At 61.9% G+C, this 22414-nt stretch carries 22 protein-coding genes; 12 read left to right on the forward strand and 10 right to left on the reverse strand.

Translation table 11 applies throughout. The features are described from left to right. From AMK00_RS22560 to AMK00_RS22575, 5 genes are all read left to right on the forward strand, one after another. A complete protein-coding gene (locus AMK00_RS22560) occupies positions 1-189 on the forward strand; it encodes a hypothetical protein (protein ID WP_064811922.1) in 189 nt (62 codons plus the stop codon). A gap of 255 nt (positions 190-444) precedes the next feature. Next, a complete protein-coding gene (locus AMK00_RS32680; RefSeq protein ID WP_167377212.1) occupies positions 445-621 on the forward strand; it encodes a hypothetical protein in 177 nt (58 codons plus the stop codon). Then, positions 600-2141, forward strand: coding sequence for a DUF4153 domain-containing protein (locus AMK00_RS22565; RefSeq protein ID WP_064811923.1), 1542 nt, complete (start codon positions 600-602; stop codon positions 2139-2141). Before AMK00_RS32680 ends, AMK00_RS22565 begins: the two co-directional genes overlap by 22 nt. Positions 2142-2143: 2 nt before the next feature. Beyond that, positions 2144-2848, forward strand: a complete 705-nt coding sequence (locus tag AMK00_RS22570) for a response regulator transcription factor (protein WP_064811924.1) — start codon at positions 2144-2146, stop codon at positions 2846-2848. Next, positions 2848-3870 carry a sensor histidine kinase gene (locus AMK00_RS22575; protein WP_064811925.1) on the forward strand — a complete coding sequence of 341 codons (1023 nt, stop codon included), beginning with the start codon at positions 2848-2850 and terminating at the stop codon, positions 3868-3870. Before AMK00_RS22570 ends, AMK00_RS22575 begins: the two co-directional genes overlap by 1 nt. A gap of 13 nt (positions 3871-3883) precedes the next feature. Here the strand turns inward: AMK00_RS22575 and AMK00_RS22580 are convergent, their stop codons facing one another. After that, complete coding sequence (locus AMK00_RS22580; protein WP_064807132.1) at positions 3884-4522, reverse strand: TetR/AcrR family transcriptional regulator; 639 nt, start codon at positions 4520-4522, stop codon at positions 3884-3886. Positions 4523-4802: 280 nt separating this feature from the next. Between AMK00_RS22580 and AMK00_RS22585 the strand changes: the two genes are divergently transcribed. The 5 genes from AMK00_RS22585 (at position 4803) to AMK00_RS22605 (ending at position 10579) form a co-directional block, all read left to right on the forward strand. Beyond that, positions 4803-5366 (forward strand): TRAP transporter small permease, encoded by a 564-nt coding sequence (locus AMK00_RS22585; protein WP_064807134.1) that lies wholly within the window; start codon positions 4803-4805, stop codon positions 5364-5366. Between the two features lie 10 nt (positions 5367-5376). After that, positions 5377-6657: a TRAP transporter large permease subunit gene (locus AMK00_RS22590; RefSeq protein WP_064811926.1), complete on the forward strand. Its 1281-nt coding sequence runs from the start codon at positions 5377-5379 to the stop codon at positions 6655-6657. A 68-nt stretch (positions 6658-6725) separates the two neighbouring features. Beyond that, entirely contained in the window at positions 6726-7742 is a 1017-nt protein-coding gene (locus tag AMK00_RS22595) for a TRAP transporter substrate-binding protein (RefSeq protein ID WP_064811949.1), read from the forward strand. 64 nt (positions 7743-7806) lie between these two features. Then, positions 7807-8667: a shikimate dehydrogenase gene (locus AMK00_RS22600; RefSeq protein WP_064811927.1), complete on the forward strand. Its 861-nt coding sequence runs from the start codon at positions 7807-7809 to the stop codon at positions 8665-8667. Between the two features lie 22 nt (positions 8668-8689). After that, a complete protein-coding gene (locus tag AMK00_RS22605) occupies positions 8690-10579 on the forward strand; it encodes a bifunctional sugar phosphate isomerase/epimerase/4-hydroxyphenylpyruvate dioxygenase family protein (RefSeq protein ID WP_064811928.1) in 1890 nt (629 codons plus the stop codon). Between the two features lie 9 nt (positions 10580-10588). Here the strand turns inward: AMK00_RS22605 and AMK00_RS22610 are convergent, their stop codons facing one another. The 4 genes from AMK00_RS22610 to AMK00_RS22625 all read right to left on the reverse strand — a co-directional run bounded on the left by AMK00_RS22610 (position 10589) and on the right by AMK00_RS22625 (position 14968). After that, positions 10589-11602, reverse strand: a complete 1014-nt coding sequence (locus AMK00_RS22610; RefSeq protein WP_064811950.1) for a LacI family DNA-binding transcriptional regulator — start codon at positions 11600-11602, stop codon at positions 10589-10591. Positions 11603-11707: 105 nt separating this feature from the next. Beyond that, entirely contained in the window at positions 11708-12715 is a 1008-nt protein-coding gene (locus AMK00_RS22615) for a zinc-dependent alcohol dehydrogenase family protein (RefSeq protein WP_064811929.1), read from the reverse strand. Between the two features lie 33 nt (positions 12716-12748). Further along, positions 12749-13519, reverse strand: a complete 771-nt coding sequence (locus AMK00_RS22620; protein WP_064811930.1) for an L-iditol 2-dehydrogenase — start codon at positions 13517-13519, stop codon at positions 12749-12751. 135 nt (positions 13520-13654) lie between these two features. Then, on the reverse strand, positions 13655-14968 hold the full coding sequence (locus tag AMK00_RS22625) for an ABC transporter substrate-binding protein (protein WP_064811931.1): 1314 nt from the start codon (positions 14966-14968) through the stop codon (positions 13655-13657). Positions 14969-15291: 323 nt separating this feature from the next. Here AMK00_RS22625 and AMK00_RS22630 point away from each other — a divergent pair, with 323 nt between their 5' ends. Together AMK00_RS22630 and AMK00_RS22635 are read left to right on the forward strand one after the other, a co-directional pair. Next, the gene (locus AMK00_RS22630) at positions 15292-16272 is read left to right on the forward strand and encodes a tagatose kinase (RefSeq protein WP_064811932.1); all 981 of its coding nucleotides are present in this window, start codon (positions 15292-15294) and stop codon (positions 16270-16272) included. A 3-nt stretch (positions 16273-16275) separates the two neighbouring features. After that, positions 16276-17544 (forward strand): D-tagatose-bisphosphate aldolase, class II, non-catalytic subunit, encoded by a 1269-nt coding sequence (locus AMK00_RS22635; RefSeq protein ID WP_064811933.1) that lies wholly within the window; start codon positions 16276-16278, stop codon positions 17542-17544. Between the two features lie 66 nt (positions 17545-17610). Here AMK00_RS22635 and AMK00_RS22640 read toward each other — a convergent pair whose 3' ends face one another. The 5 genes from AMK00_RS22640 to AMK00_RS22660 all read right to left on the reverse strand — a co-directional run bounded on the left by AMK00_RS22640 (position 17611) and on the right by AMK00_RS22660 (position 22382). Continuing rightward, on the reverse strand, positions 17611-18375 hold the full coding sequence (locus tag AMK00_RS22640) for an SDR family NAD(P)-dependent oxidoreductase (RefSeq protein ID WP_064811934.1): 765 nt from the start codon (positions 18373-18375) through the stop codon (positions 17611-17613). Positions 18376-18415: 40 nt separating this feature from the next. Then, on the reverse strand, positions 18416-19144 hold the full coding sequence (locus AMK00_RS22645; RefSeq protein ID WP_064811935.1) for an SDR family oxidoreductase: 729 nt from the start codon (positions 19142-19144) through the stop codon (positions 18416-18418). Positions 19145-19169: 25 nt separating this feature from the next. Then, positions 19170-20429, reverse strand: coding sequence for a sugar ABC transporter permease (locus tag AMK00_RS22650; protein WP_064811936.1), 1260 nt, complete (start codon positions 20427-20429; stop codon positions 19170-19172). Beyond that, on the reverse strand, positions 20426-21244 hold the full coding sequence (locus AMK00_RS22655; RefSeq protein ID WP_064811937.1) for an ATP-binding cassette domain-containing protein: 819 nt from the start codon (positions 21242-21244) through the stop codon (positions 20426-20428). Before AMK00_RS22655 ends, AMK00_RS22650 begins: the two co-directional genes overlap by 4 nt. 64 nt (positions 21245-21308) lie before the next feature. Next, positions 21309-22382: an ABC transporter substrate-binding protein gene (locus AMK00_RS22660; protein ID WP_189637641.1), complete on the reverse strand. Its 1074-nt coding sequence runs from the start codon at positions 22380-22382 to the stop codon at positions 21309-21311. Positions 22383-22414 lie beyond the last annotated feature (32 nt).

Here is a 22414-nt window from a genome sequence, read left to right on the forward strand (position 1 = left end):
TTGACCGAACACATCGAATCCAAGCAAATAGAGACGGACGATCTGACGAAAGTCTGGTCCGTAACCGAGTTTTGCGCTCGCCATCGGATAGATGTCGAGGAGCAAGCGTTGTTGCTCAAACTCTTCGGACCATTCGCGACAGCCTGCGAGTTGCTTCATAATGCCAGGCGTGCGCCTCGATACCGATGAGGTCCTCGCTCGCCGACCGGCGATATTCCCCGCTTCCTTAGTTCATTTCGACTTGCCATCCCCGTGAACCGGCAGAAGCATCACCTGATCGGGTGACGTTCGTTGTCGCGCTCCGGAGGGATCGGGGAATTCCCACCCGCCGTCACGGCCGCTGCGAGCTGGAGCGACCCTCCATAACCTCCCGATCGGACAATCTCCTGAATTGCTCCTCGCTCTCTGCACAAAATCTGCAATCCGGCGGGGCATCTTCCCGTCATGAGCAAAAACGACACCCCGCCGCGCCTCACATCGCCAACCTTGCCGGATCGCCTGCGCAAGGACGGGTGGTGGCTGACCGAGGTTCCTATCGAGGCAAGGTTGGGAAATACGCTCATCATGATTGAAAATCGGCATCCGCAAGAGGAGCAGCAATGGACACAGCCGACATCCTGACACAACCGATGCCCATCAGGCGCGGCAGCGGCCGGGTCGCCGCGCTGCTTGCGCTGGTGGCGCTTGCCGACTTTCTGATCTTTGGTCACGCGCCCGGGATCAATCTTTTTCTCTTTGCTGTTGCGGTCTGCATCGGCATTCTGTTCTCGGCGCGCAAGCCGCCATCGCCTTCGACAGCGGCTCTTCTCGTGGGCTTTCTGGTCCTGGCTTCGGCGCCCCTGCTGGAAGCGCCCTCACTCACGGGCCTTGCCTTTTGCGTCGGTGGGCTGATGTCGGTCGCTCTCGTCAGCGCCGACCTGATGCCTCGTCGGCTAGCAGCCCTGCCCCCGGTATTTCTTCGGTTCGCGTTCGTCATTCCTTTGCGACTTGTCGAGAGCATCAATAAATATCTTGCGACGCCGGGCAGACGCCTCTCCCTTGTCAGCGTTCGACGGGGCATCGGTCTTTGGATCATGCCTGTTGTTCTCGCAGCGGTTTTCGTGTCTCTCTTTGCGGCTGCGAACCCGCTTCTCGAGATTGCGCTGCGGAGCATCGATTTCGGCGTTCTGCTGCAGTTCCTCGATCCTTGGCGGATCGGCTTCTGGCTGATGACCGCCATCGTGGTTTGGGCGATGCTGCGGCCGCGCTTGAAGCGGCGTGCTGCGCGGTCGCAGGCCGGCAGGACGTTCATGATCGTGCCCGCCAGGAATGCACCGCTCGGCCACGCCTCGCTGCTGCGGTCGCTCGCCTTGTTCAATGCCGTCTTTGCGGTGCAGACGCTCCTCGATCTCGTCTATCTCTGGGGTGGCGCGGATCTGCCGGATCACATGAGTCATGCTGAATATGCACATCGCGGCGCCTATCCCCTGATTGCGACGGCGCTTCTGGCCGCCGGCTTTGTACTCGTTGCCATGCGGCGCGGCGGGCCCGGCGATTATAGTCCGCTCATCCGCGGCCTTGTCCACGCCTGGATTGCCCAGAATGTCCTTCTCTGCCTGTCGTCGATGCTGCGCCTTGGACTTTACGTCGAAGCTTATTCGCTGACGGAACTGCGTGTCGCCGCCGGTCTCTGGATGGGGCTCGTCGCCATCGGTCTGGTGCTCATCCTGCTGCGCATTCTGCTCAACCTATCCAACCAGTGGCTGATCGCCGCCAACCTCGCCTCCCTCGTGACGGTTCTCTACATCAGTGCCTTCATCGATTTCCCGGCATTCATCGCCCGCTTCAATGTCATCCATAGCCAGGAAATCAACCAGGAAGGCCTGCCGCTCGACTTTGCCTATCTCTCCTCGCTCGGCCCTTCCGTCATTCCGGCGCTCGATCTTTACCTCAGCATGCTGCCGGACCACCTGGTCGACAAGAGGAACGAAGCGCTATCAATCCGATACGACCTCGTCAGGGATTTTGAACAGCACCCGCGCGGCTGGCGAAGCTGGACTTTCCGGACAGCGCGGCTGGAGACCCATCTTCTGGCTCCTGCGACCATTGCAAGATCGAACGAGAACGATAACAACAGGCACGACAAACCAACGCAGGACTAGTGATGGCGCCCCGTATTCTCGTCGTCGATGACGAACCTCACATCCGCGATGTGATCTGTTTCGCCCTTGAACGCGCGGACTTGGCGTCGATGGCGGCCCGCAACGGTGCGGAGGCGATGGCGGCCTTCCGCCGCGGCAATATCGATCTGATCATTCTCGATGTCGGCATGCCCGGTATGGACGGTCTGGAAGTCTGCCGTCAGATCCGCACGACGTCAGGACTGCCGATCCTGTTTCTTTCGGCGCGGGACGAGGAAATTGACAGGATATTGGGCTTCGAAATCGGCGGGGACGACTATGTGACGAAGCCTTTCAGCCCGCGTGAACTCGTGGCGCGGGTGAAGGCGATCCTGAAGCGCAGTGGCAATGAAGCGGGGCCTGACAGGCGCCACGCCACGCTCGTCGCCGGCGAGCTCAGCCTGGATCGCGCCGGCAGGACCGTTATGTTCGACAAGAGCGCTGTTGCGATGACGGCGCTCGAATTCGCCATCCTCGACGCATTGCTGTCACGGCCCGGTATGGTCTTCAGCCGCGAGCAATTGATGGAGGCGGCCTACGGCGCCGGCACCTATGTCGCCGATCGCACGATCGACAGCCATATTCGCAATATCAGGGCCAAATTGGCCGCCGCCGGCGGCTCCGGGGTCATCGCAACCGTTCACGGCATCGGCTTCAAGCTCGGCGGTGAAATCGGGAGGAAGGCGTGATGCCGGCGCCGAAAGTCCGGGTGAAATGGCGGCCGCCGCTGGCGCTGATCGTCTACGCGGTGCTTCTCACGGTGATGGCGCTGCCTGTCCTGATCGTCATCTGGTTTCGCGCCACGGAGGCGAGCGCGAAGCGGATGGAGCCGGTGGAAATCATCGCCCTCGTCGTCGTCCTCGTGCTGACGCTCGCCGTCGCCTACGTGCTGACGCGCACCATCACCGGTCCCATCGACGCCCTGATCGCCCGGACGGATGAGATCGCCCGCGGCGGCAAGGCAGCGATCCGTCCGCTTGAAAGCTATGGGACGCGGGAGATCGCCGTGTTGTCGCAGAGTTTCCTCGATCTCGCGGGAAAACTGGTCGACCGCACCGAATATGTCCGCTCCTTTGCCGCCCATGTGTCCCACGAATTGAAATCGCCGCTGACGGCCATTCGGGGCGCGGCGGAGCTTCTGCGCGATGATGATGCCGACAGAGCGATGACGAAGGCGCAACGCCTGCACTTTCTGGACAACATCGCCGCCGACGCTGTCCGTCTCGACGCGCTGCTGCAGCGGCTGAGGGAACTTGCACAGGCGGAAATGCCGATGACCGGGGGCGGAAGCAGCATTGCAAGCGTCATGGCCCTACTGCGCCAGCGATTTCCCGCTCTTGATATCTCAGGGACAGGCGATACGGAGACATTGATTGCGCTTCCCGACGAGGCTGCCATCATCGTTTTCGCCAACCTTGCCGACAACGCCCTTCAGCACGGCGCCACGCTGCTTGAATTCAGGGTGTCGGCCGACGCCCGAACAGCACTCATTCTCGTCCGTGACGATGGCAGCGGTATTTCCGAGGCAAACCGCGACCGCATCTTTCAGCCGTTCTTCTCGACCCGCCGCGAAGAGGGCGGCACCGGCATGGGGCTCGGCATCGTCCATGCCATGCTCAGCTCCCACGGCGGCACGATCCACCTTCGGCAGACGACCGGCGCCGGCGCCGAATTCGAGATTGCGATACCCTTGCTTTCCCAGCGCGGCTGAGGAGACCGCGCCGTCAGCTTTTCAGATAGCTGACGACGGCATCGGCGATCATTCCGCGATGGCGTTCGATGGTGTCGCTGTCCGATAGGTTGCGCCGGAAGATCGTGCCGAACGTATAGCGGTTCGAGACGCGGAAGAAGCAGAAGGCGCTGATCATCATATGGATGTCGATCGGGTCGGCGTTCCGCCGGAAGACGCCCTGGTCGAAGCCGCGCTGCAAAATGCCGGCGATGGTTTCGATGACCGAGACGTTGAGATCGCGGATCGCCTCGGAGCGAAGCATATGGGCGGCATGATGAATGTTCTCGATGCTGACGAGACGGACGAAATCAGGATTGGCCTCGTCGTGATCGAAAGTCGTTGAGATCAGCGTCCTCAACGCCTCTTCCGGCTCGAGATTGGACAGATGCAGATCGGATTCCAGCGAGCGTATCTTGCGGTAGGACTGCTCGAGGACGGCAAGATAGAGCCCTTCCTTGCTGCCGAAATAGTAATAGATCATCCGCTTCGAGGTGCGCGTCTTCTCGGCGATCGCGTCGACGCGGGCGCCGGCAAGCCCATGGGTGGAGAATTCCTCCGTTGCGACGAGGAGGATATCTTCCTTCGTCTGCTGTGGATCGTTCTTCCGGCCGTTTTCGCCCCGTTCCGCCATGAGCCTGATTGCCGATCCTCTAACCTATTGTCGTGCATAAGGAATTCAGACCGTGGCCGGCGTTCGACGCGAACGTCTCCATATGTCTTTTCGTCAGTCTTATTCACCTTGGCCGCATGTTTCAATAGATGACGCTTGACATACGAACTAGTTAGTACATTTTGGAAGTGCGACAATGGAGGAATTGATCGCGACGGCAATTGTTCGGTCACGGCACGCTTTCGCATGTCTGACGGATGGTCGGCGGACGGCCTAAACAAGGCCGCGCTTGGAGGAGCGAATGACCCGTATTATCGACTTTTATTTCTTCGCGCTGAAAGCAACGATCGCTCTATTACTGGCGGGCATGGTCGTCCTCGTCTTCGGGAACGTCGTGTTGCGTTATGCCTTCAACCAAGGCATCACCTCGTCGGAAGAGCTGTCGCGTATCTTCTTCATATGGCTGACTTTCCTCGGCGCGGTGGTGGCAATGCGCGAGCATGCCCATCTCGGCGTCGACTCCCTCATCGTCCGCCTCCCGAAACCCCTCGCGAAGCTCGCCGTGCTCCTCGGCTATGGAATGATGCTGGTCGCCACCTGGCTGATGATCAGCGGCAGCTGGGCCCAAACGCTGATCAACCTTCACGTCTCGGCCCCGGCGACCGGCATTTCGATGGGCGTCTTCTACGGCGCGGGGCTCGCCTTTGGCGTGCCGGCCTTCTTCATCCTTCTCTGGGACGCTTTTGCCATCGTGACCGACCGCATCGACGTGACGACCGCCGAGCTTGTGCGCGACAGCGAGGAACAGGCGGCACTCGAAGATCCCGCGCAGACGGCCTTCCCCGTTCTCAAGCCGAAGCACTGAGGAGCGCGTCATGACTGTCACGATCTTCCTCGGCGCCCTTCTCGGTCCGATGGCGCTCGGCGTTCCGATCGCCTTTGCCCTCATCATTACAGGCGTGGCGCTGATGATCTATCTCGGCATGTTCGATGCGCAGATCGTCGCGCAGAACGTGCTGAACGGCGCCGACAGCTTTCCGCTGATGGCCGTGCCTTTCTTCCTTCTCGCCGGCGAGGTGATGAACACAGGCGGCCTTTCGCGCCGCATCGTCAATCTCGCCATGGCCATGGTCGGCCATATCAGGGGCGGCCTCGGCTTCGTCGCCATCTTCGCGGCTTGTGTGCTGTCGAGTCTTTCCGGATCGGCCGTCGCCGATGCGGCCGCGCTTGGCGCCCTGCTCTTCCCGATGATGCTGAAATCGGGCCATGATCCGGCTCGCGCCGGCGGCCTGCTCGCTTCCGCCTCGATCATCGGCCCGATCATCCCGCCCTCGATCGGCTTCATCCTTTATGGCGTCATCGGCGGGGTCTCGATCACCAAGCTGTTCCTGGCCGGCATTTTTCCAGGCCTGATGATCGGCGCGGCCCTTTGTGTCACCTGGCTGATCGTGGCGCGCAAGGAGCAGTTCGCCCTTCCGCCGAAGCAAAGCAGCGCGGTGCGGATGAAGGCATTCGCCGAGAGCATCTGGGCGCTGATGCTTCCCCTGATCATCATCTTCGGCCTGAAATTCGGCGTGTTCACGCCGACTGAAGCCGGTGTCGTCGCGGCTGTCTATTCGCTCTTCGTATCGATGGTCGTCTATCGGGAACTGCCGCCGTCGCGGCTGTTCGAGGTCTTCGTCGCGGCCGCGAAAATCACCTCAGTGGTGATGTTCCTGGTGGCCTGCGCCGCCGTTTCGGCCTGGCTGATCACCGTCGCCGACGTGCCCGGCGAACTCGCCGCTCTCGTCGAACCGCTGATGGACAAGCAGACACTGCTGCTGCTTGCCATCATGGTGCTGATCGTCGTCGTCGGTACCGCCATGGACATGACGCCGACGATCCTCGTCATGACGCCGGTGTTGATGCCCATCATCAAGCAGGCGGGGATCGATCCGGTCTATTTCGGCGTGCTGTTCATCATCAATAATTCGATCGGGCTGATCACGCCGCCGGTCGGTACGGTTCTCAACGTCATCTGCGGTGTGTCGAAGCTTTCGATGGAGGATCTGATGAAGGGCGTCATTCCCTTCATGATCGCCGAACTGATCGTTCTCTTTCTGCTCGTCTTTTTTCCCACACTGGTGACCGCGCCGGTCGCCTGGTTCGGGCACTGACTTCGCCTGCGGCGATTGAATTTCAACATGGCCGGAGGGAGATGCCGGCCTCATCCTGGGAGGAAAACATGCTGACTAGATTGACGAAACTGGCTCTGGGGCTGGCCCTGCCGATTGCCCTCCTGGCAAGCGGCCCTGCAATGGCCGAAATCCGCGAACACAGCCTCAAATTCGCCGCTGCCAACAACAAGGGCCATCCCCAGGTCATGGGCATGGAGAAGTTTGCCGAGCTGATGAAGGAAAAGAGCGGCGGCAAGATCGAGGTCAAGCTGTTTCCGGGCGGCGTGCTCGGCGGCGACGTCCAGACCGTGTCGGCGCTGCAGGGCGGCGTGATCGAGATGACGGTGCTCAACGCCGGTATTCTCGCCAGCAACGTCAAGCAGTTCGGCGCTGTCGACCTGCCCTTCCTCTTCAACAGCGGCGAAGAGGCCGACAAGGTGATGGACGGCGCCTTCGGCACCGACCTGATGAAGCTCCTGCCCGATAATGGCCTCGTCGGTCTCGGCTATTGGGAGCTCGGTTTCCGCAACCTCACCAACAACCGTCATCCCGTCACCAAGCTCGAGGATATCAAGGGCCTGAAGATCCGCACCATCCAGTCGCCGATTCCGATCGAACTCTTCAACAGCCTCGGGGCCAATGCCGTGCCGCTGCCCTATACGGAGCTCTATACAGCGCTTGAGACCGGCACCGTCGACGGCCAGGAGAACCCGGCCGCCAACATCATCAATGCCAAATTCTTCGAAGTGCAGAAGTACATGACGATCACCCGTCACCAGTACAATCCGCAGATCGTGCTCATCAGCAAGAAGTTCTGGGATGGTCTGAACGATGAGGAAAAGGCGGTCTTCCAGTCCGCCGCAACGGAAGCCCGCGACTATCAGCGCAAGGTGTCCAGGGAAAAGGATGCCAACGCGATCGCGGAAATCAAGAAGACCGGCATGGAAGTCGCCGAACTCAGCCCCGAAGAGACGCAGAAGCTGCGCGACGCCGTCAAGCCGCTGATCGACAAGTTCACGGCTGAGATCGGCGCGGAGACCGTCACGCAGCTCTTCAAGGAGCTCGACACGGTTCGCGGCAAGTAAGCGGATCAGGGCCCGCAGCGATCCTGCGGGCCTTTCCCATCACAAGAGAAACGGGAACTGGCGCATGGCCGAGACACTGCTGAAACCGTTGAAGGCCGGGCTGATCGGCTCCGGCATCCAGGCTTCGCTGACGCCTGCCATGCATATGGAGGAAGGTGCGGCGCAGGGGCTGGATTACGATTATGAACTGATCGATCTCGTCAAGCTGAATGCCTCGCCTGCCGATCTTTCGCGGCTGGTCGCGGATGCCGAAGAGCGTGGTCTTGCCGGCCTCAACATCACCCATCCCTGCAAGCAGCTCGTCATTGCCCTGCTCGACGAGCTGTCGCCGGAAGCCCGGGCGCTCGGCGCCGTCAATACGGTCGTGCTGAAGGACAACAAGCGCTTCGGGCATAATACCGACTGGTGGGGCTTCGCCGAGAGCTTCCGGCGCGGGCTGCCGCAGGCCGATCTTTTCTCGGCCGTGCAGCTCGGAGCGGGTGGAGCGGGTGTCGCAACCGCCTATGCGATCCTGACCCTCGGCCTGAAGAGACTGACGGTCTTCGATCGTGAGCATGAGCGCGCCGTCGATCTGGCGCAAACGATGTCCGCGCTCTTTCCCGATGCGTCGATCACTGCCGGCGGCGACCTCGAGGCCGCGATGAAGGCGGCATCCGGGCTGATCCACGCTACGCCGACCGGCATGGCCAAATATCCCGGCACGCCGCTTCTGCCCGAACTTCTGGAAAGGCGGCATTGGGTCGCCGAGATCGTCTACTTCCCCCTGGAGACCGAGCTATTGCGGCAGGCGAGGCAGCGCGGTTGCCGGACGCTCAATGGCGGCGGCATGGCTGTCTTTCAGGCGGTCAGCGCCTTTCGCCTGATTACCGGCAGGGAGCCGGATGCCGGTCGCATGCTTGCGCATTTCAAGACCATGACGACTTAACGCTCTCGCAAGGACCACTGCGATGAAGACATCGATTGCGACTGTTTCGCTGAGCGGCGACCTCCGCGACAAGCTGGAGGCGATCGCCAAGGCCGGCTTCGACGGGGTTGAGATCTTCGAGAACGACTTCCTGATCTTCGACGAAAGCCCGAAGGAGGTCGGCCGGATGGTGCGCGATCTCGGCATGGAGATCACGCTCTTTCAGCCGTTCCGCGATTTCGAAGGCATGCCGGAGCCGCTGCGCAGCCGCACCTTCGACCGGGCGGAGCGCAAATTCGACCTCATGCAGGAAATGGGCACCGATCTCGTGCTGGTCTGCTCCAACGTCTCGCCGGCATCACTCGGCGGTCTCGACCGGGCGGCGGCGGATTTTCGTGAACTCGGTGAGCGCGCCGCCAAACGCGGCCTGCGCGTTGGCTATGAGGCGCTCGCCTGGGGCCGCCACATACACGACCATCGCGATGCCTGGGAGATCGTCCGGCGGGCCGATCATCCGAATATCGGCCTGATCCTCGACAGCTTTCACACGCTGTCGCGCAAGATCGACGTCAACTCGATCCGGTCGATCCCGAAGGAAAAGATCTTCATCATTCAGCTTGCCGATGCGCCGGTGATCGATATGGATCTGCTCTATTGGAGCCGGCACTTCCGCAACATGCCGGGTGAAGGCGACCTGCCGGTGCTCGATTTCATGAAGGCCGTTGCCGCAACCGGCTATGACGGCTATCTCTCGCTGGAGATTTTCAATGACCAGTTCCGCGGCGGTTCGCCAAGCGCGATTGCCGTCGACGGCCGCCGTTCGCTGATCTATCTCGGCGATCAGGTGAAGCGTGAGCAGCCGGAGAGCGCTCTGCCGGTGCCTTCAATGCCGCCGCGCGTTGCCGTCGAGGGCATCGCCTTCGTCGAGTTCACCGCCGATGAAGACGAGGCGCCGGAGCTCGAGGCGCTGTTTGCGAGCCTCGGTTTTCGCAAGGCGGCCAAACACAAGACCAAGCGGGTGACGGTCTTTCGCCAGGGCGCCATCAATCTCGTGATCAATACCGAGCGGAAAGGCTTTGCCAGCGCCTCCTACGCCGTCCATGGCACTTCCGCCTACGCCGCCGGCCTGATGGTCGACAATGCCAAGGCGGCCTTACAGCGCGCGATGGCGCTGGGCGCCGAACGGTTCTCCCAATCGCTGGATACCGGTGAGATAGAGATGCCGGCGGTCCGCGGCGTCGGTGGCGGCGTCCTCTATTTCCTCGACCGCAAGACCGCGCTCGGCCGCATCTGGGAAATTGAGTTCGATGCGATCGAGGATGAGGCCGCTCCGCAGCCGGTGGGGCTGCAATCGATCGATCATATGGCGCAGACGATGAAATATGAGGAGCTGCTGACCTGGCTCTTGTTCTACACCTCGCTCGTCGAGGCCGAGAAGACGCCGATGGTCGATATCGTCGATCCCTCGGGTATCGTCCGCAGCCAGGTCGTGGAGAACAGCGTCGGGTCTTTGCGCATCACCATGAACGGTGCGGAAAATCGCAATACGCTCGCCGGTCGCTTCATCGCCGACACCTTCGGCTCGGGCATTCAGCATCTCGCCTTCAGGACCGACGACATTTTTGCGGCCGCCGCCGCTCTTGCTGCAAACGGTTTCGTGGCGCTTACGATTTCGCCGAACTATTATGACGATCTCGAAGCGCGCTTCGGCCTCGACGCCGACTTCGCCGATCGCCTCAAAGCCAACAACATCCTCTACGACCGCGATGACTCCGGCGAATATTTCCAGCTTTACAGCCCGACTTATGGCGAGGGCCTGTTTTTCGAGATCGTCGAGCGGCGCGGTTATCGAGGTTATGGCGCCGCGAACGCCATTTTCAGGATTGCGGCACTGAGGAAACATTTGCGGCCGCCGGGACTGCCCCGCGCCTGAGATGCGATGTCAGGCCGAGGTCCGCAGCATGAGCTCGGCATTGAGAAGAATGCGGGCCGCCGGCGCGCTAGCAGGACCCTCGCCCTCGCCGAGCCTGCCGAGCAGCATTTCGATCGCGAGCCGGCCGATCTCGTTATAATTCTGTGCCACCGTCGTGATCGGGGGGCAGGCGTAGCGCGACAGCGGGTGATCGTCATGTCCCGCGACCCGCAAGTCGAAATTGGCGCCGTGGCCGACCTTGAGGCCGAGCTGGAATGCGGCGGCTATGACGCCGAAGGCGACGCGGTCGTTGGCGCAGAGCACAGTGCGCGTCGGAAAGCCCTGCCCCGACGTCAAGATGCGGGTCGCTTCCTCGAAGCCGAAGCGCTCGAAGTCCCAGCTCTTGCTGTCTGTCAGCTCGACAATGCTGGGCGCCATCTTGAACTGGTCCATCGCTTCCAGATAGGCCGTCTGGCGGGTCAAGGCATTGGTATTGACATGCGGCATGCCGAAATAGCATGGCGGCTCGCCCGAGCGGCAGAGATAATCAACCATCAGGTTGAAACTCTGGCGGTTGTTCGTGCCCACGAAGGAGGATGTCTCGTCGAGCGGCGAATCGACATAGATGAGCGGTACGCTGCGGCCAAGCTCGTCGAGCGTGGCGTGATGAGATTCGACGCCGAGCGGCGCGATGATCGCGCCGGCGACGTTCATCGATTTCAGCGTCTTGATCGCCCGGTCCTCCATTTCGGCCTTGCCGTCCGACGACAGCACGAAGGCGAGGAACCCAGACTCATTGGCGATCATCTCGATACGGCGGGTGAGCGCCATGTAGAAGGGATCGGTGGAATTGGGGATGATGACGCCGAGGATGTTGCTGCGCCGCCGGTTGAGGTTGACGGCGAAGATATTCGGCCGGAAACCCGATTTCTTCAGCGCCTGCTCGATTGTTTCCCGTGTCTTCTGGCGCACCGACATCGGATCGCTGAAATATTTCGAGACGGTGGGACGCGACAAGCCGACGAACTCCGAAAAGTCCTCCATGGTTTTGATCGTCTTTCCCACCATCTGATCTCCTGACGCCGCGTGTCTGACGGTTTCTAGATGACTCATCGCCGGACGAAAAGCGGCGCTGTCGATAACCCGAACCTAGTCTATGGAGAACTGCACCTTCATCGTTGCCGGATCGGCGGACTTTTTGGTGATGAAGGGAAGCACTTCGCTAAGCGGCAGTCGGTGGGACACCAGCTGCGCCATGGCGCCGGTATCCCTTCTTAGAACGTCGAGCGCCTGGGGAACGTTGCGGTTCAGCGAATGAGAGCCGGCGAAGCGGATCTGGCGGCGGAAGATCTCGAAGGGCGCGATGGAAATGCGCTGATCGGGGGCGCAGACGCCGAAGACGAGAACCGTGCCGCCATCGGCGGCGAAGTCGATCATGCCTTCGACGACACGGGCGATGCCCGTTGCATCGGCAACGAAATCGAAAGAGCGGTGGCGGCTGGCAAGCGCTTCGGTGCCGGAGACGGCCGTCTCCAGTCCCAGCCGTTCGGCAAAGGCCAGCCGTGCCTCGTTGATATCGGCGACCGTCACCGAAACGCCTTCGGCCTTCAGGGAAAGCGCGAGCAGCAATCCGATCGGTCCGGCGCCGAAGACCAGCGCCGTTTCGGTTCCCGCCGGACCGGCCCGCAGTCCGGCGCTGCCAAGGCCGTTCAAAACGCAGGCGAGCGGCTCGGCGAGCGCGGCGAGATTGAAGTCGAGATCGCCGATCTCATGCAGGTGATCGGTCCTGACCAGGCTGTATTCGGCAAAACCGCCGTCCTCCGTCACGCCATAGGCCTTCAGATCGCGGCAGAGATTGGTCAGTCCCTTGCGGCAGGCCCGGCACTGCCCGCAGGGAAGGTTGGGATCGACGACGACGCGGGCGCCGACGGCGAGGCCGGAGACATCGCCGGCCACGGCCTCGATCACACCGGCAAATTCATGGCAGGGGACGAGCGGGAAGCGGCCCTCGCCGTAACGGCCATGGAGGACGTCGATATCGGTGTGGCAAAGACCGGCGGCGCGCACGCGCACCAGCGCATGGCCGGGCCGCAGCTCCGGCAGCGGCAGCGCTTTGGTGACCGCGACGCCCTTCTCGGTATAGCAGATGGCTTCCATCTTCCTGGCTCCAGACTTCTTGCGGAAGGGCGATCAGCTCATCCAGTTGCCGCCGTCGACATTGTAGGTCTGGGCAAGGATATAGTCGCTGTCCGATGAGGCAAGGAAGACGGCAAGGCCCTTGATGTCGTCGGGTGTGGCGAAGCGGCCGATCGGAACGGATTTGGCGACGGCGGCCTTCTTCTCCCCGGGCTTCAGCCCCTCCCATTTGGCAAAATGCGCATCGACAATATCCCAATGCTCGCCGTCGACGACGCCCGGCGCGATGGCATTGACGTTGATGCCGTATTTGACGAGGGCCAGCGCTGCCGACTGCGTCGCCGAGATGATCGCCGCCTTGGAAGCGCAGTATAAAAGCACCAGCGCCTCGCCGCGACGCCCGGCCTGGCTGGCCATATTGATGATCTTGCCGCCCCTGCCCCGGTTGATCATGACGTTCGAGACGGCTTTCATCATGAAGAGCGGGCCCTTCAGGTTGATCGAGAAAACCTTGTCGTAGCTGGCCTCGGTGATCTCGTTGACCGGGGCCATGTCGAAAATGGCAGCATTGTTGACGAGGATGTCGATCCCGCCGAACTCCTTGTCGAACTCCGCAACGAGCGTGTCGATCGCTGTGAGATCCGTGACGTCGAGCTTCATCGCTTTGGCCGCAGGGCCGATCGCGGCGGCGGATTTCGTTGCCCGTTCGATATCGATATCGGCGATGACGACCTTGGCGCCTTCCTTGACGAAGGCCTCGGCAAAGCCGAGGCCGATGCCGCGCGCGCCGCCGGTAATCAGGGCAACCTTGTCTTTCAGTCTCATGTCGTTCTCCAGTTCAGTCGGCGCAGACGCCGTAGTGCAAAATGATGGCTAACCGCCTGACCAGAAGGTCCCGGCAGTCGTGCTGCCGGGACCTTTCCGGGAGGAACTCGCGGGCAGACCGCGAGAATGAAAGGCTCACTTCGGGTAGCCGGCCTTCTTCATGTCGCGTTCGACCTGTTTCTGGGCACTGTCGAGAGCGGCATCGACCGATTGCTGTCCGGACAGAGCGGCGGCGATCTGCTGGCCGACGAGCGTGCCGATGCCCTGGAACTCGGGAATGGCGACAAACTGAACACCGGTATAGGGAACGGGGTCCTTGGTCGGCTTGGACGGGTCGGCCGAGAGGATGGCCTTCAGCACGGTATCGGCAAAGGGAGCCGCCTTTTGATATTCCGGCAGGGCGTAGGTCGATTTTCTGGTGCCGGGCGGCACCGCGACCCAGCCCTCCGTCTCGCCAACCTTCTTGACGTAGTCCTTGGAGGTCGCCCATTTCAGGAAGGATTTGGCCGCATCGAGCTTGGTCGAGGTAGCCGGGATCGCCAGGTTCCAGGACCATGACCAGCTCGAGCCGTTCGCGGTGACGGCGACAGGCGCACGCGTGAAGGCGATCTTGTCGGCGACCTTGCTCTGCTTCGGGTCGTAGACGCGGCCGGCAGCGGACGTGGCATCGATCCACATTGCGCAATGACCGGTCGAAAACAGCGCCTGGTTTTCGTTGAAGCCGTTCGCAGTCACGCCGGGAGGACCATATTTGGTCATCAGCTCGACATAATCTGTAATTGCCTTCTTCCAGGGCTCGGAATTGATCTGCGGCTTCCAGTCCATGTCGAACCAGCGGCCGCCATAGGCGTTGATCATGGTTCCGAGGAACGCCATGTTCTCGCCCCAGCCGGGCTTGCCGCGCAGGCATAGGCCGTACTGTTCCTTTGATTTGTCCGTCAGCTTCGCTGCATATTCCTTGATCTGGTCGTAGGTCGGTTCATCAGACATCTTGATGCCGGCGGCATCGAAGAGATCCTTGCGGTAAAGCGTGAACGAGCTTTCCGTATAGAAAGGCACGGCATAGAGCTTGCCGTCGACGGTCAGGCCCGTCTTGATCGGAGCGAGCAGGTCGTCATAGTCGTAATCGGCGCCGAGATCGTCAACGGGCGCCAGCCAGCCCTGCTTGCCCCAGATCGGCGCCTCATAGCCGCCGATGGTGATGATGTCGTACTGGCCACTCTTCGTTGCGATGTCAGTCGTCACCTTCTGGCGCAGGACGTTTTCTTCGAGCACCACCCAGTTCACCTTGTTGCCGGTCTCCTTCTCCCATTCCGGCGACAGTTTCTGCATGATGATCATGTCGCCATTGTTGACAGTGGCGATCGTCAGTTCCTCGGCGCCTGCCAGTCCGGCGGTCAGTGCGAGGTAGGCGACGGATGCAGATAGAATGCAAATGATCTTGCTCATGTTCTCCGCTCCTCCTTTACGGATGTTCACGCATAAAATTACATGCGTAAACTTTTATCCGCCAACTTGATCGATCTTGTCAAGCGGGTTTGGGGAGGCAAATCCATCTCATCTTATGTCGCTCATGCAAATGTAGGCCGATTCTTCAGCACGGGCGACGTTCTGCGGCGCAAGATGAAGCAGTCTCCACTCGCTGCATTGCAACATTAAAATTGTCACGCGTCAAATTAGTCTTGACTGCCTTCCGCAAGCAAGTTACGGCGGATCGAGATTTGATGAATGCGGAGAGTGCAGATGCCGATACCCGCATGAGGAGATTGTAGATGCCGTCACAAAGGGCGATTGCGCCGGAAGCGCTCGGACCGACGATCACCGTCGGCGAGATCCTGGTGGAGATCATGGCGACCACAGTCGGCACCGGCTTTCTCGAGCCGCAATCCCTGGCAGGTCCCTATCCGAGCGGCGCGCCGGCCATTTTCATCGATCAGGTCGCGCGCATGGGCGGTGCGGCCGCCATCATCGCCGGTGTCGGCGATGACGATTTCGGCCGGCTGAACGTCGACCGCCTGCGGCAGGACGGCGTCGACGTGTCGGCCATCGCAATCCATGAAGACTGGCCGACAGGCAGTGCTTTCGTTCGCTACCGGCCGGATGGCGCCCGGGATTTCGTCTTCAACATCGCCAGATCAGCGGCCGGCCAGATCGGCTTGACCTCTGCCGCTGAGGCTCTCGTCCGGCGTGCCGGCCACGTGCATGTCATGGGAACGGCTCTCACCATTCCCGGTGCCCGCGAGGTGATCCTCTATGCCGTCGAGACGGTGCAGGCCCGCGGCGGTTCGGTGTCGCTAGACCCCAACCTTCGTAAGGAATTGCTGACCGATGACGGCGCGCTGGACAGCTTCAATCAGGTGCTTGCAACAGCCGACCTGCTGCTGCCCTCCGGCGAGGAGCTTTTCACCGCCGCCGGCCGCGCAGACGAAGCTGCGGCTGTCGCCAAGCTTTTGGAGAGCGGCATGGGCGAGATCGTCCTGAAGCGCGGCGAACAGGGCGCTTCCTTCTTTGGCCGCGGCCTCCCGCGCATCGATTGCGCAGCCTTCACCGTTGACGAGGTCGATCCGACCGGCGCCGGCGACTGCTTCGGCGCGGCCTATCTCACCTGCCGCCGCAAGGGCATGGCGCCGGATGCCGCCCTGCTCCACGCCAATGCGGCTGGCGCTCGCAACGTGACCCGGCTCGGTCCCATGGAAGGCGTCTCCACCCTTGCCGAACTCACGACCTTTATTGTCGAAACCCCGAGGAGATAGACGATGGACTGGATATTGACCCGTCTTGCCGCCGCGCGGCGCGAAGGCAAAGCCTTCGGCATCACCTCGGTCTGTTCCGCCCATTCCCTCGTCCTCAGGGCTGCCATCCGGCGGGCGGTGCACGACGGCGGGCCAGTTCTGATCGAGGCGACCTGCAACCAGGTCAACCATCTCGGCGGCTATACCGGCATGACACCGGAAGACTTCATCCGCTTTGCCGAGCGCATTGCCGCCGAGGAAGGGCTCGACCGGTCGCAGATGATCTTCGGCGGCGATCACCTCGGTCCCAATCCATGGCGCAAGGAAAAGCCGGAGGCCGCACTCGAGAAGGCTGAGGCCATGGTCGAAGCTTACGTCCGAGCCGGGTTCAGCAAGATCCATCTTGATGCCTCGATGGGCTGCGCCGGCGAGCCGGCCGCACTCGACGACCGGACGATCGCCGAGCGCGCCGCAAGACTTGCGCAGATCAGCGAAAGGGCGGCAAAGGCGAGCGGCGTGCCGCTGCCGCTTTATATCCTCGGCACCGAGGTTCCGGTGCCGGGCGGCGCCGACCATGCGCTCGAAGAACTCCGGCCGACCGCGGCGGATGCAGCCCGCTCGACGATCGCCATTCATCGCGAGATCTTTTCGCGGGCAGGATTGGAAGACGCCTTTTCCCGCGTCATCGCTTTCGTCGTCCAGCCGGGTGTCGAATTCGGCAGCGAGAACGTCATCGGCTACAGGCCCGAACTTGCGACTGAATTGACCGCACTGCTCGACGAGGAACCGCAATTCGTCTTCGAGGCTCATTCCACTGATTATCAGACGCGCGATGCGCTGACGCGGCTGGTGCAGGACGGCTTCCCGATCCTGAAGGTCGGCCCCGGCCTGACCTTTGCGCTGCGTGAGGCCGCCTATGCGCTCGATATGATCGCATCGGAGATGGTTGCCGGTTACGGCGATAGACCCCTTGCGGCCGCGATGGAGGCCCTGATGCTGGCAGCACCGGGCGACTGGCAGGCCCATTATCACGGCGACGAGACGGCTTTGCGTCTGCAGCGGCGCTACAGCTACAGCGATCGTATCCGCTATTACTGGAACAGGCCCGAGGCCGACAAGGCGTTCGAGAGACTGCTCGGCGCGCTGCGCGGAAAGACGATCCCGGAGACGCTACTGCATCAGTATCTGCCGCAGCTTTCGGCGGCTGAAGTCGGCGATCCCGAGACTATATTGATTGCCGCAGTCGACCGCGTGCTGGCCGATTACCAGAGCGCCTGCGGCACGGCGACCTGAATTTTCCGAGCAAAAAGAGAGGCGCTTGGCTGCCGGGCGGGGGACCCGCCCTCCCCTCTCCGATGCTTACCGCGTCGTATAGCCGCCGTCGATAACAAGCACCTCGCCGGTGATATAACTTGCCGCCGCCGAGCAGAGGAACAAGGCGGCCCCGGCCACCTCTTCCGGCTGTCCGACACGTCCCATCGGTGTCATGCTGCGCCAGGTCGGGAACCAGTCGGGATTGGCGATGCCGCCGCGCGATATATCGGTCTCGATATAGCCTGGCGCAATGGCATTGACGCGGATGTTCTCGGCGGCGACTTCGCTTGCCAGGCTCTTCGTCATCATATGGACCGCCGCTTTGGAGGCGTTATAGGCGACCTGGTTCTGCGGAATGTTAGATACGATGCCGGAGATCGAGCCGAGATTGAGGATGACGCCGCCGCCCTGGCGCCGCATCGGTGCGAGTGCTGCGCGGCAGGTGCGGAAGACGGCGTCGACATTGACGGTCATGATCTCGCGCCAGATGGCATCGGAGAATTCGCCGCTGTCGCCATGAATGGCGATGCCGGCATTGTTGACGAGGATATCGAGCCGACCCGCCCGTGAGAGGGTCTCAGTGACGAGCGCATCGGCGGCATTATCTTTCGTCATGTCGGCGGCGATGAAATCGCAATCGACGCCGGTCTTGGCCAGCCGCTCGTCCGCCGCCGCGCTGCGGGTTCTTCCGCTGATGAAGATTTTGGCGCCCGCCTCTCCGAGCGCTTCGGCGATCGCCAGACCGATGCCGCGCGTGCCGCCGGTCACAAGCGCCACCTGTCCGTTCAAGCGAAATCTATCGAAGATCATGGCCGATTCCTTTCTGCGGTCGTGGGGCGGCACATCCCCCTCAGATATCGGTGCTCTGCGGCAGAATGACGAGGTCGCGGATGGTGACGTTGCGTGGACGCGTCAGCATGAAGAGCACCGCTTCGGCCACTTCTTTCGGCTCCATCAGACCACCGGCGGCGAGCGCCTCGTCGAGCTTTTCCTGCGGCCAATCGCTGAGAAGAGCGGTCACGACAGGCCCTGGCGCGACGGCGCCGACCCGCAAGCCATGCTTGGCGACCTGTCGCCTAAGGGTGTGGACAAAGGCCTGGACCGCGTGTTTGGAAGCCGTATAGATCGGCTCCCAGACCACCGGGATCATCCCGGCGACCGAACTCGTCAGGATAATATCGCCGGTCTTGCGTCCGACCATATGCGGCAGCACGGCGTGCACCGAGCGAAATGCGGCGTTGATGTTGAGGTTGAGCATGCGATCCCAGGCGTCGGGATCGCCGTCAAGCACTTCACCGCCGATATAGGAGCCGGCATTGGCGTGGAAAATGTCCAACTGGCCCGCTTTCTCCAGAACAGCAGGCATCACCTGCGCCACGCTTTTTGGATCCAAGAGATCGACGACCAGGGGAATGGCCTTTTCGCCGAGTTTCGAGCAGACATCCCTCAACGCCTCTTCGTTGCGGTCGATCAGCACGACGCGGGCGCCTGCTGCAAGCATGGTCCTGGCGCACTCCAGGCCGATACCCGACGCCGCCCCAGTGACGGCCGCGACTTTTCCAGACAGATCCTGTCCCATTTTCTTCCTCTGCTTTCCTGTTGATTTAGGCCCGGCCGTGCGAAATGCGCGATCGGCGTGCCAGCGAGTCGACGATGACGGCGACGGCAAGAACGGCCCCCGTGATCATGTAACGAAGCGACGACGACAGATCGAGGAGCGTCAGACCGCTCGCGATCGACTGAATGACGATGATGCCGAGAAGGGCCGAATAGGCGCTGCCGCGCCCGCCGAACAGGCTGGTGCCGCCGATGACCGCCGCAGCGATGGCGTTGAGATTGACGTCGCCGGTGCCGGCCTGCTGACTGGCCGTCGCCAATCGCGCCGCCGAGAGCACGCCGCCGGTCGCGGCCAGCAGGGCGCACATGACGAAGGCGCTCGCATAGATGCGCGAGACGTTGATGCCCGAGCGGCGGGCCGCCTCCCTGTTGCCGCCGACGGCATGCATGGAGCGTCCCCACTTCGTGCGGGTCAGCGCATAGTTCATCGCTGCGACGAGGCCGACGAAAAGTCCGAACATCCAGGGAATGCCGCGTGACTGGTTGAGATAGAAGGCGACCGCCTCCAGGGCGAGGGTAATGATGACGGCGCGCAGGAGCAGCCCGCCAACGGATTTCGAGGACAAGCCCGCCGCCCGTCGGCGCGCCGCCGTTCGGTAGCTCGCGAAGAAGAAGGCAAAGCCGGCAACCGCCACCAGCAGATAGGCGACCGGGTCGGGCATCACCATGATCTGGCCGAAATTCACCAGCCAGGACCCATAGGGAAGATTGATCGAACCGGTTGCTCCGAGAATATAGAGCTGGAGGCCGAGAACCGCGAGCAGTCCGGACAGCGTGGAGACGAAGCTCGGCATACCGAAGCGGTTGAACAGGAACGCGTAGAGCGAACCGATCAGGACGCCGACGATCATTGCAGCGAGCACCGCCAGGACCACCGGCCAGCCCTGGTTGACCCAGAAGACGCCGGTGAGCGCCGAGGCGAAGCCGCTGACCGAACCGACGGAGAGATCAATCTCGCCAACGATCAGGATGCAGACAATGCCGAGGGAGATGACGCCGACCGTCGAGCAATCGAACAGCATGTTGACGAGGTTGGCGCTGGAGAGAAACACCGGATTGAGGGCCTGGAAAACCGTCCAGATGATCGCCAGGCCGACGATGACAGGCAGCGAGCCGAGGTCGCCCGAGCGGATGCGGTCCCAGAAGGCGCGGACCGATCCGGCAAAGCTGTCGTCATGGCGGACTCTTTCATCGCGCCGGTCGAGAAGGGCGGGTGTTGCCGGCTCGTTCTGAATGGTCTTCATCATGGTCTTCCCTCCTCATTCTCTCGGCTTTGCGCCTTGCGGCGCATCGCGCGGCGGGAGACGGAATTGTTGGATGCGCCGGTAATCGCGCTGACGAGCTCTTCATTGGATGCGTCGGGCATGAAGGTGCCGTTGTTGCGACCGAGCCGAAGGACGACGATACGGTCGGCGACGGCCCGCACATCCTCCATGTTATGACTGATCATGATAACGCCGAGGCCGCGCTCGCGCACGCGCTCGATCAGATCCAGCACCTCGGCCGTCTGGGCAACGCCGAGGGCGGCCGTGGGTTCGTCGAGCATGATCAGTTTCGGTTCGAGCAACAGCGACCGGGCGATCGCCACGGTCTGACGCTGGCCACCGGAAAGCGAGGCGACGGGCTCGCGCACGCTTGGGATTCGCGCGGAAAGTTCGTTTAGCAGCTTCCAGGCGCGGATCTCCATCGCGACCTCGTCGAGCTGGAAGGGATTGAGCTCCTTTCCGAGAAAGATATTGGCGACGACGTCGAGATTTTCACAAAGCGCCAAATCCTGGAACACGGTCGCTATGCCCAGATTGAGCGCAGCGCTGGGGCTCGATAAATCTGCCTGTTGGCCCTCGAACAGGATGGTGCCCGAGGTCGGCTGGTGGACGCCGGCCAGAATCTTGACCAGTGTCGATTTGCCGGCGCCGTTGTCGCCCACCAGCGCCACGACCTCGCCGGCATGCACGTCGAGTTCGATGTCGGTCAGCGCCGACACCGCTCCGAAATTCTTCGAAACTCCGCGCAGGCTGAGGACGGGCTGGCGCGAGTCAAAAGTGTGAGAGGTGTCAGACATCGCCTGGCCTTTCCGAAAAGCGAAGCGGAAGCGCGACCGATGGCGGCCGCGCTTCCCTGGCGGATTACTTGATAATGCCGAGCTTCTTGCAGCCGTCGGCGTAACGGCCGGTGCACAGCTCCTCGGCGGTGTTGATCTTCTTGTCGATGATCTCGGCCTTCAGGTTCTCGGCGGTCACGACGGCCGGCACGAAGAGCTGCGCCGGTGTGTCGTAGAGCGTCATCTCGGCCTTGATCGTCTCGCCTGCCAAGAGCTTCACGGCGACGTCGGCGGCGGCAGCAGCGACGATTTCGCTCGGCTTGGAAATCGTGTTGTACTGATCCCCCGATATGATGAGCTGCAGCGCCGCGATCGTCGCGTCATTGCCGGTCACCGGCGGCACGGGATCGACGCCGGCCGCCTTGAAGGCGGCGATGGCGCCGCCGCCAGTGCCGTCATTGGCGGCGACGACGCCGACGATCTGCTTGCCGAAACGGGTGATCTGTCCGGCCGCCCATTGCTGGGCATTCGCCGGCTGCCAGTTCGGCGTATCGAATTCGGCAAGCGTCTTGTATCCGCCGCTCGCCAGACCCTCGTGAATGCCGTCCTTGATCAGCCCGGCGGCGGCATCGGTCGGCGAACCATTGATCTGCAGAATGCCGCCGCCGTCGGTCGGCACGTTCTTGGCCTTCAGATGCTTGACGAGCGATTCCGCAATCGCCTTGCCGATCGCTTTGTTGTCGAAGGAAACATAGAAATCGGCCTTGCCCTTCGGGATTGGACGGTCATAGGCGATGACCTTGACGCCCTGGCTCTGAGCGAGCTGAACGAGCGATGCGGCCGCCGCCGAATCCACCGGATCCAGCACGATGACCTTGGCGCCCTGGGTGATGGCCGAATTGAACTGCTGCTGCTGTTTGGCGATGTCGGCATCGGCATTCTGATAGATGACTTTGCAGGACGCACAAAGCTTCTTCATTTCGGCGACGAAGCCGGGGTGGTCGTGCTCTTCATATCGGGTCGAGCCCTGGTCTGGCATGAGGAACGCGACGGTCGCATCCGCAACAGCGCCTTGTGCAAAGGCGGAAGTCCCGCCGAGCAAGGACAGCATAAGTGCCGCGGCGCCTGCCGCTTTTGTCGAAAATTTCATCATTTCCATCTCCTACCATTGGAAAAAATCGTGTAGTGCGT

The sequence above is a fragment of the Rhizobium sp. N621 genome (genome assembly GCF_001664325.1).
Classification (GTDB): Bacteria; Pseudomonadota; Alphaproteobacteria; order Rhizobiales; family Rhizobiaceae; genus Rhizobium; species Rhizobium esperanzae.

Bases quoted from the DNA above. Each gene is read 5' to 3' on its own strand.
- AMK00_RS22650 (WP_064811936.1), bottom strand. From the start codon at position 20,429: ATGATGAAGACCATTCAGAACGAGCCGGCAACACCCGCCCTTCTCGAC.
- AMK00_RS32680 (WP_167377212.1), top strand. From the start codon at position 445: ATGAGCAAAAACGACACCCCGCCGCGCCTCACATCGCCAACCTTGCCG.
- AMK00_RS22655 (WP_064811937.1), bottom strand. From the start codon at position 21,244: ATGTCTGACACCTCTCACACTTTTGACTCGCGCCAGCCCGTCCTCAGC.
- AMK00_RS22625 (WP_064811931.1), bottom strand. From the start codon at position 14,968: ATGAGCAAGATCATTTGCATTCTATCTGCATCCGTCGCCTACCTCGCA.
- AMK00_RS22660 (WP_189637641.1), bottom strand. From the start codon at position 22,382: ATGGAAATGATGAAATTTTCGACAAAAGCGGCAGGCGCCGCGGCACTT.
- AMK00_RS22635 (WP_064811933.1), top strand. From the start codon at position 16,276: ATGGACTGGATATTGACCCGTCTTGCCGCCGCGCGGCGCGAAGGCAAA.
- AMK00_RS22570 (WP_064811924.1), top strand. From the start codon at position 2,144: ATGGCGCCCCGTATTCTCGTCGTCGATGACGAACCTCACATCCGCGAT.
- AMK00_RS22575 (WP_064811925.1), top strand. From the start codon at position 2,848: ATGCCGGCGCCGAAAGTCCGGGTGAAATGGCGGCCGCCGCTGGCGCTG.
- AMK00_RS22645 (WP_064811935.1), bottom strand. From the start codon at position 19,144: ATGGGACAGGATCTGTCTGGAAAAGTCGCGGCCGTCACTGGGGCGGCG.
- AMK00_RS22620 (WP_064811930.1), bottom strand. From the start codon at position 13,519: ATGAGACTGAAAGACAAGGTTGCCCTGATTACCGGCGGCGCGCGCGGC.
- AMK00_RS22605 (WP_064811928.1), top strand. From the start codon at position 8,690: ATGAAGACATCGATTGCGACTGTTTCGCTGAGCGGCGACCTCCGCGAC.
- AMK00_RS22600 (WP_064811927.1), top strand. From the start codon at position 7,807: ATGGCCGAGACACTGCTGAAACCGTTGAAGGCCGGGCTGATCGGCTCC.
- AMK00_RS22630 (WP_064811932.1), top strand. From the start codon at position 15,292: ATGCCGTCACAAAGGGCGATTGCGCCGGAAGCGCTCGGACCGACGATC.
- AMK00_RS22580 (WP_064807132.1), bottom strand. From the start codon at position 4,522: ATGGCGGAACGGGGCGAAAACGGCCGGAAGAACGATCCACAGCAGACG.
- AMK00_RS22640 (WP_064811934.1), bottom strand. From the start codon at position 18,375: ATGATCTTCGATAGATTTCGCTTGAACGGACAGGTGGCGCTTGTGACC.
- AMK00_RS22615 (WP_064811929.1), bottom strand. From the start codon at position 12,715: ATGGAAGCCATCTGCTATACCGAGAAGGGCGTCGCGGTCACCAAAGCG.
- AMK00_RS22585 (WP_064807134.1), top strand. From the start codon at position 4,803: ATGACCCGTATTATCGACTTTTATTTCTTCGCGCTGAAAGCAACGATC.
- AMK00_RS22610 (WP_064811950.1), bottom strand. From the start codon at position 11,602: ATGGAGGACTTTTCGGAGTTCGTCGGCTTGTCGCGTCCCACCGTCTCG.
- AMK00_RS22595 (WP_064811949.1), top strand. From the start codon at position 6,726: ATGCTGACTAGATTGACGAAACTGGCTCTGGGGCTGGCCCTGCCGATT.
- AMK00_RS22565 (WP_064811923.1), top strand. From the start codon at position 600: ATGGACACAGCCGACATCCTGACACAACCGATGCCCATCAGGCGCGGC.
- AMK00_RS22590 (WP_064811926.1), top strand. From the start codon at position 5,377: ATGACTGTCACGATCTTCCTCGGCGCCCTTCTCGGTCCGATGGCGCTC.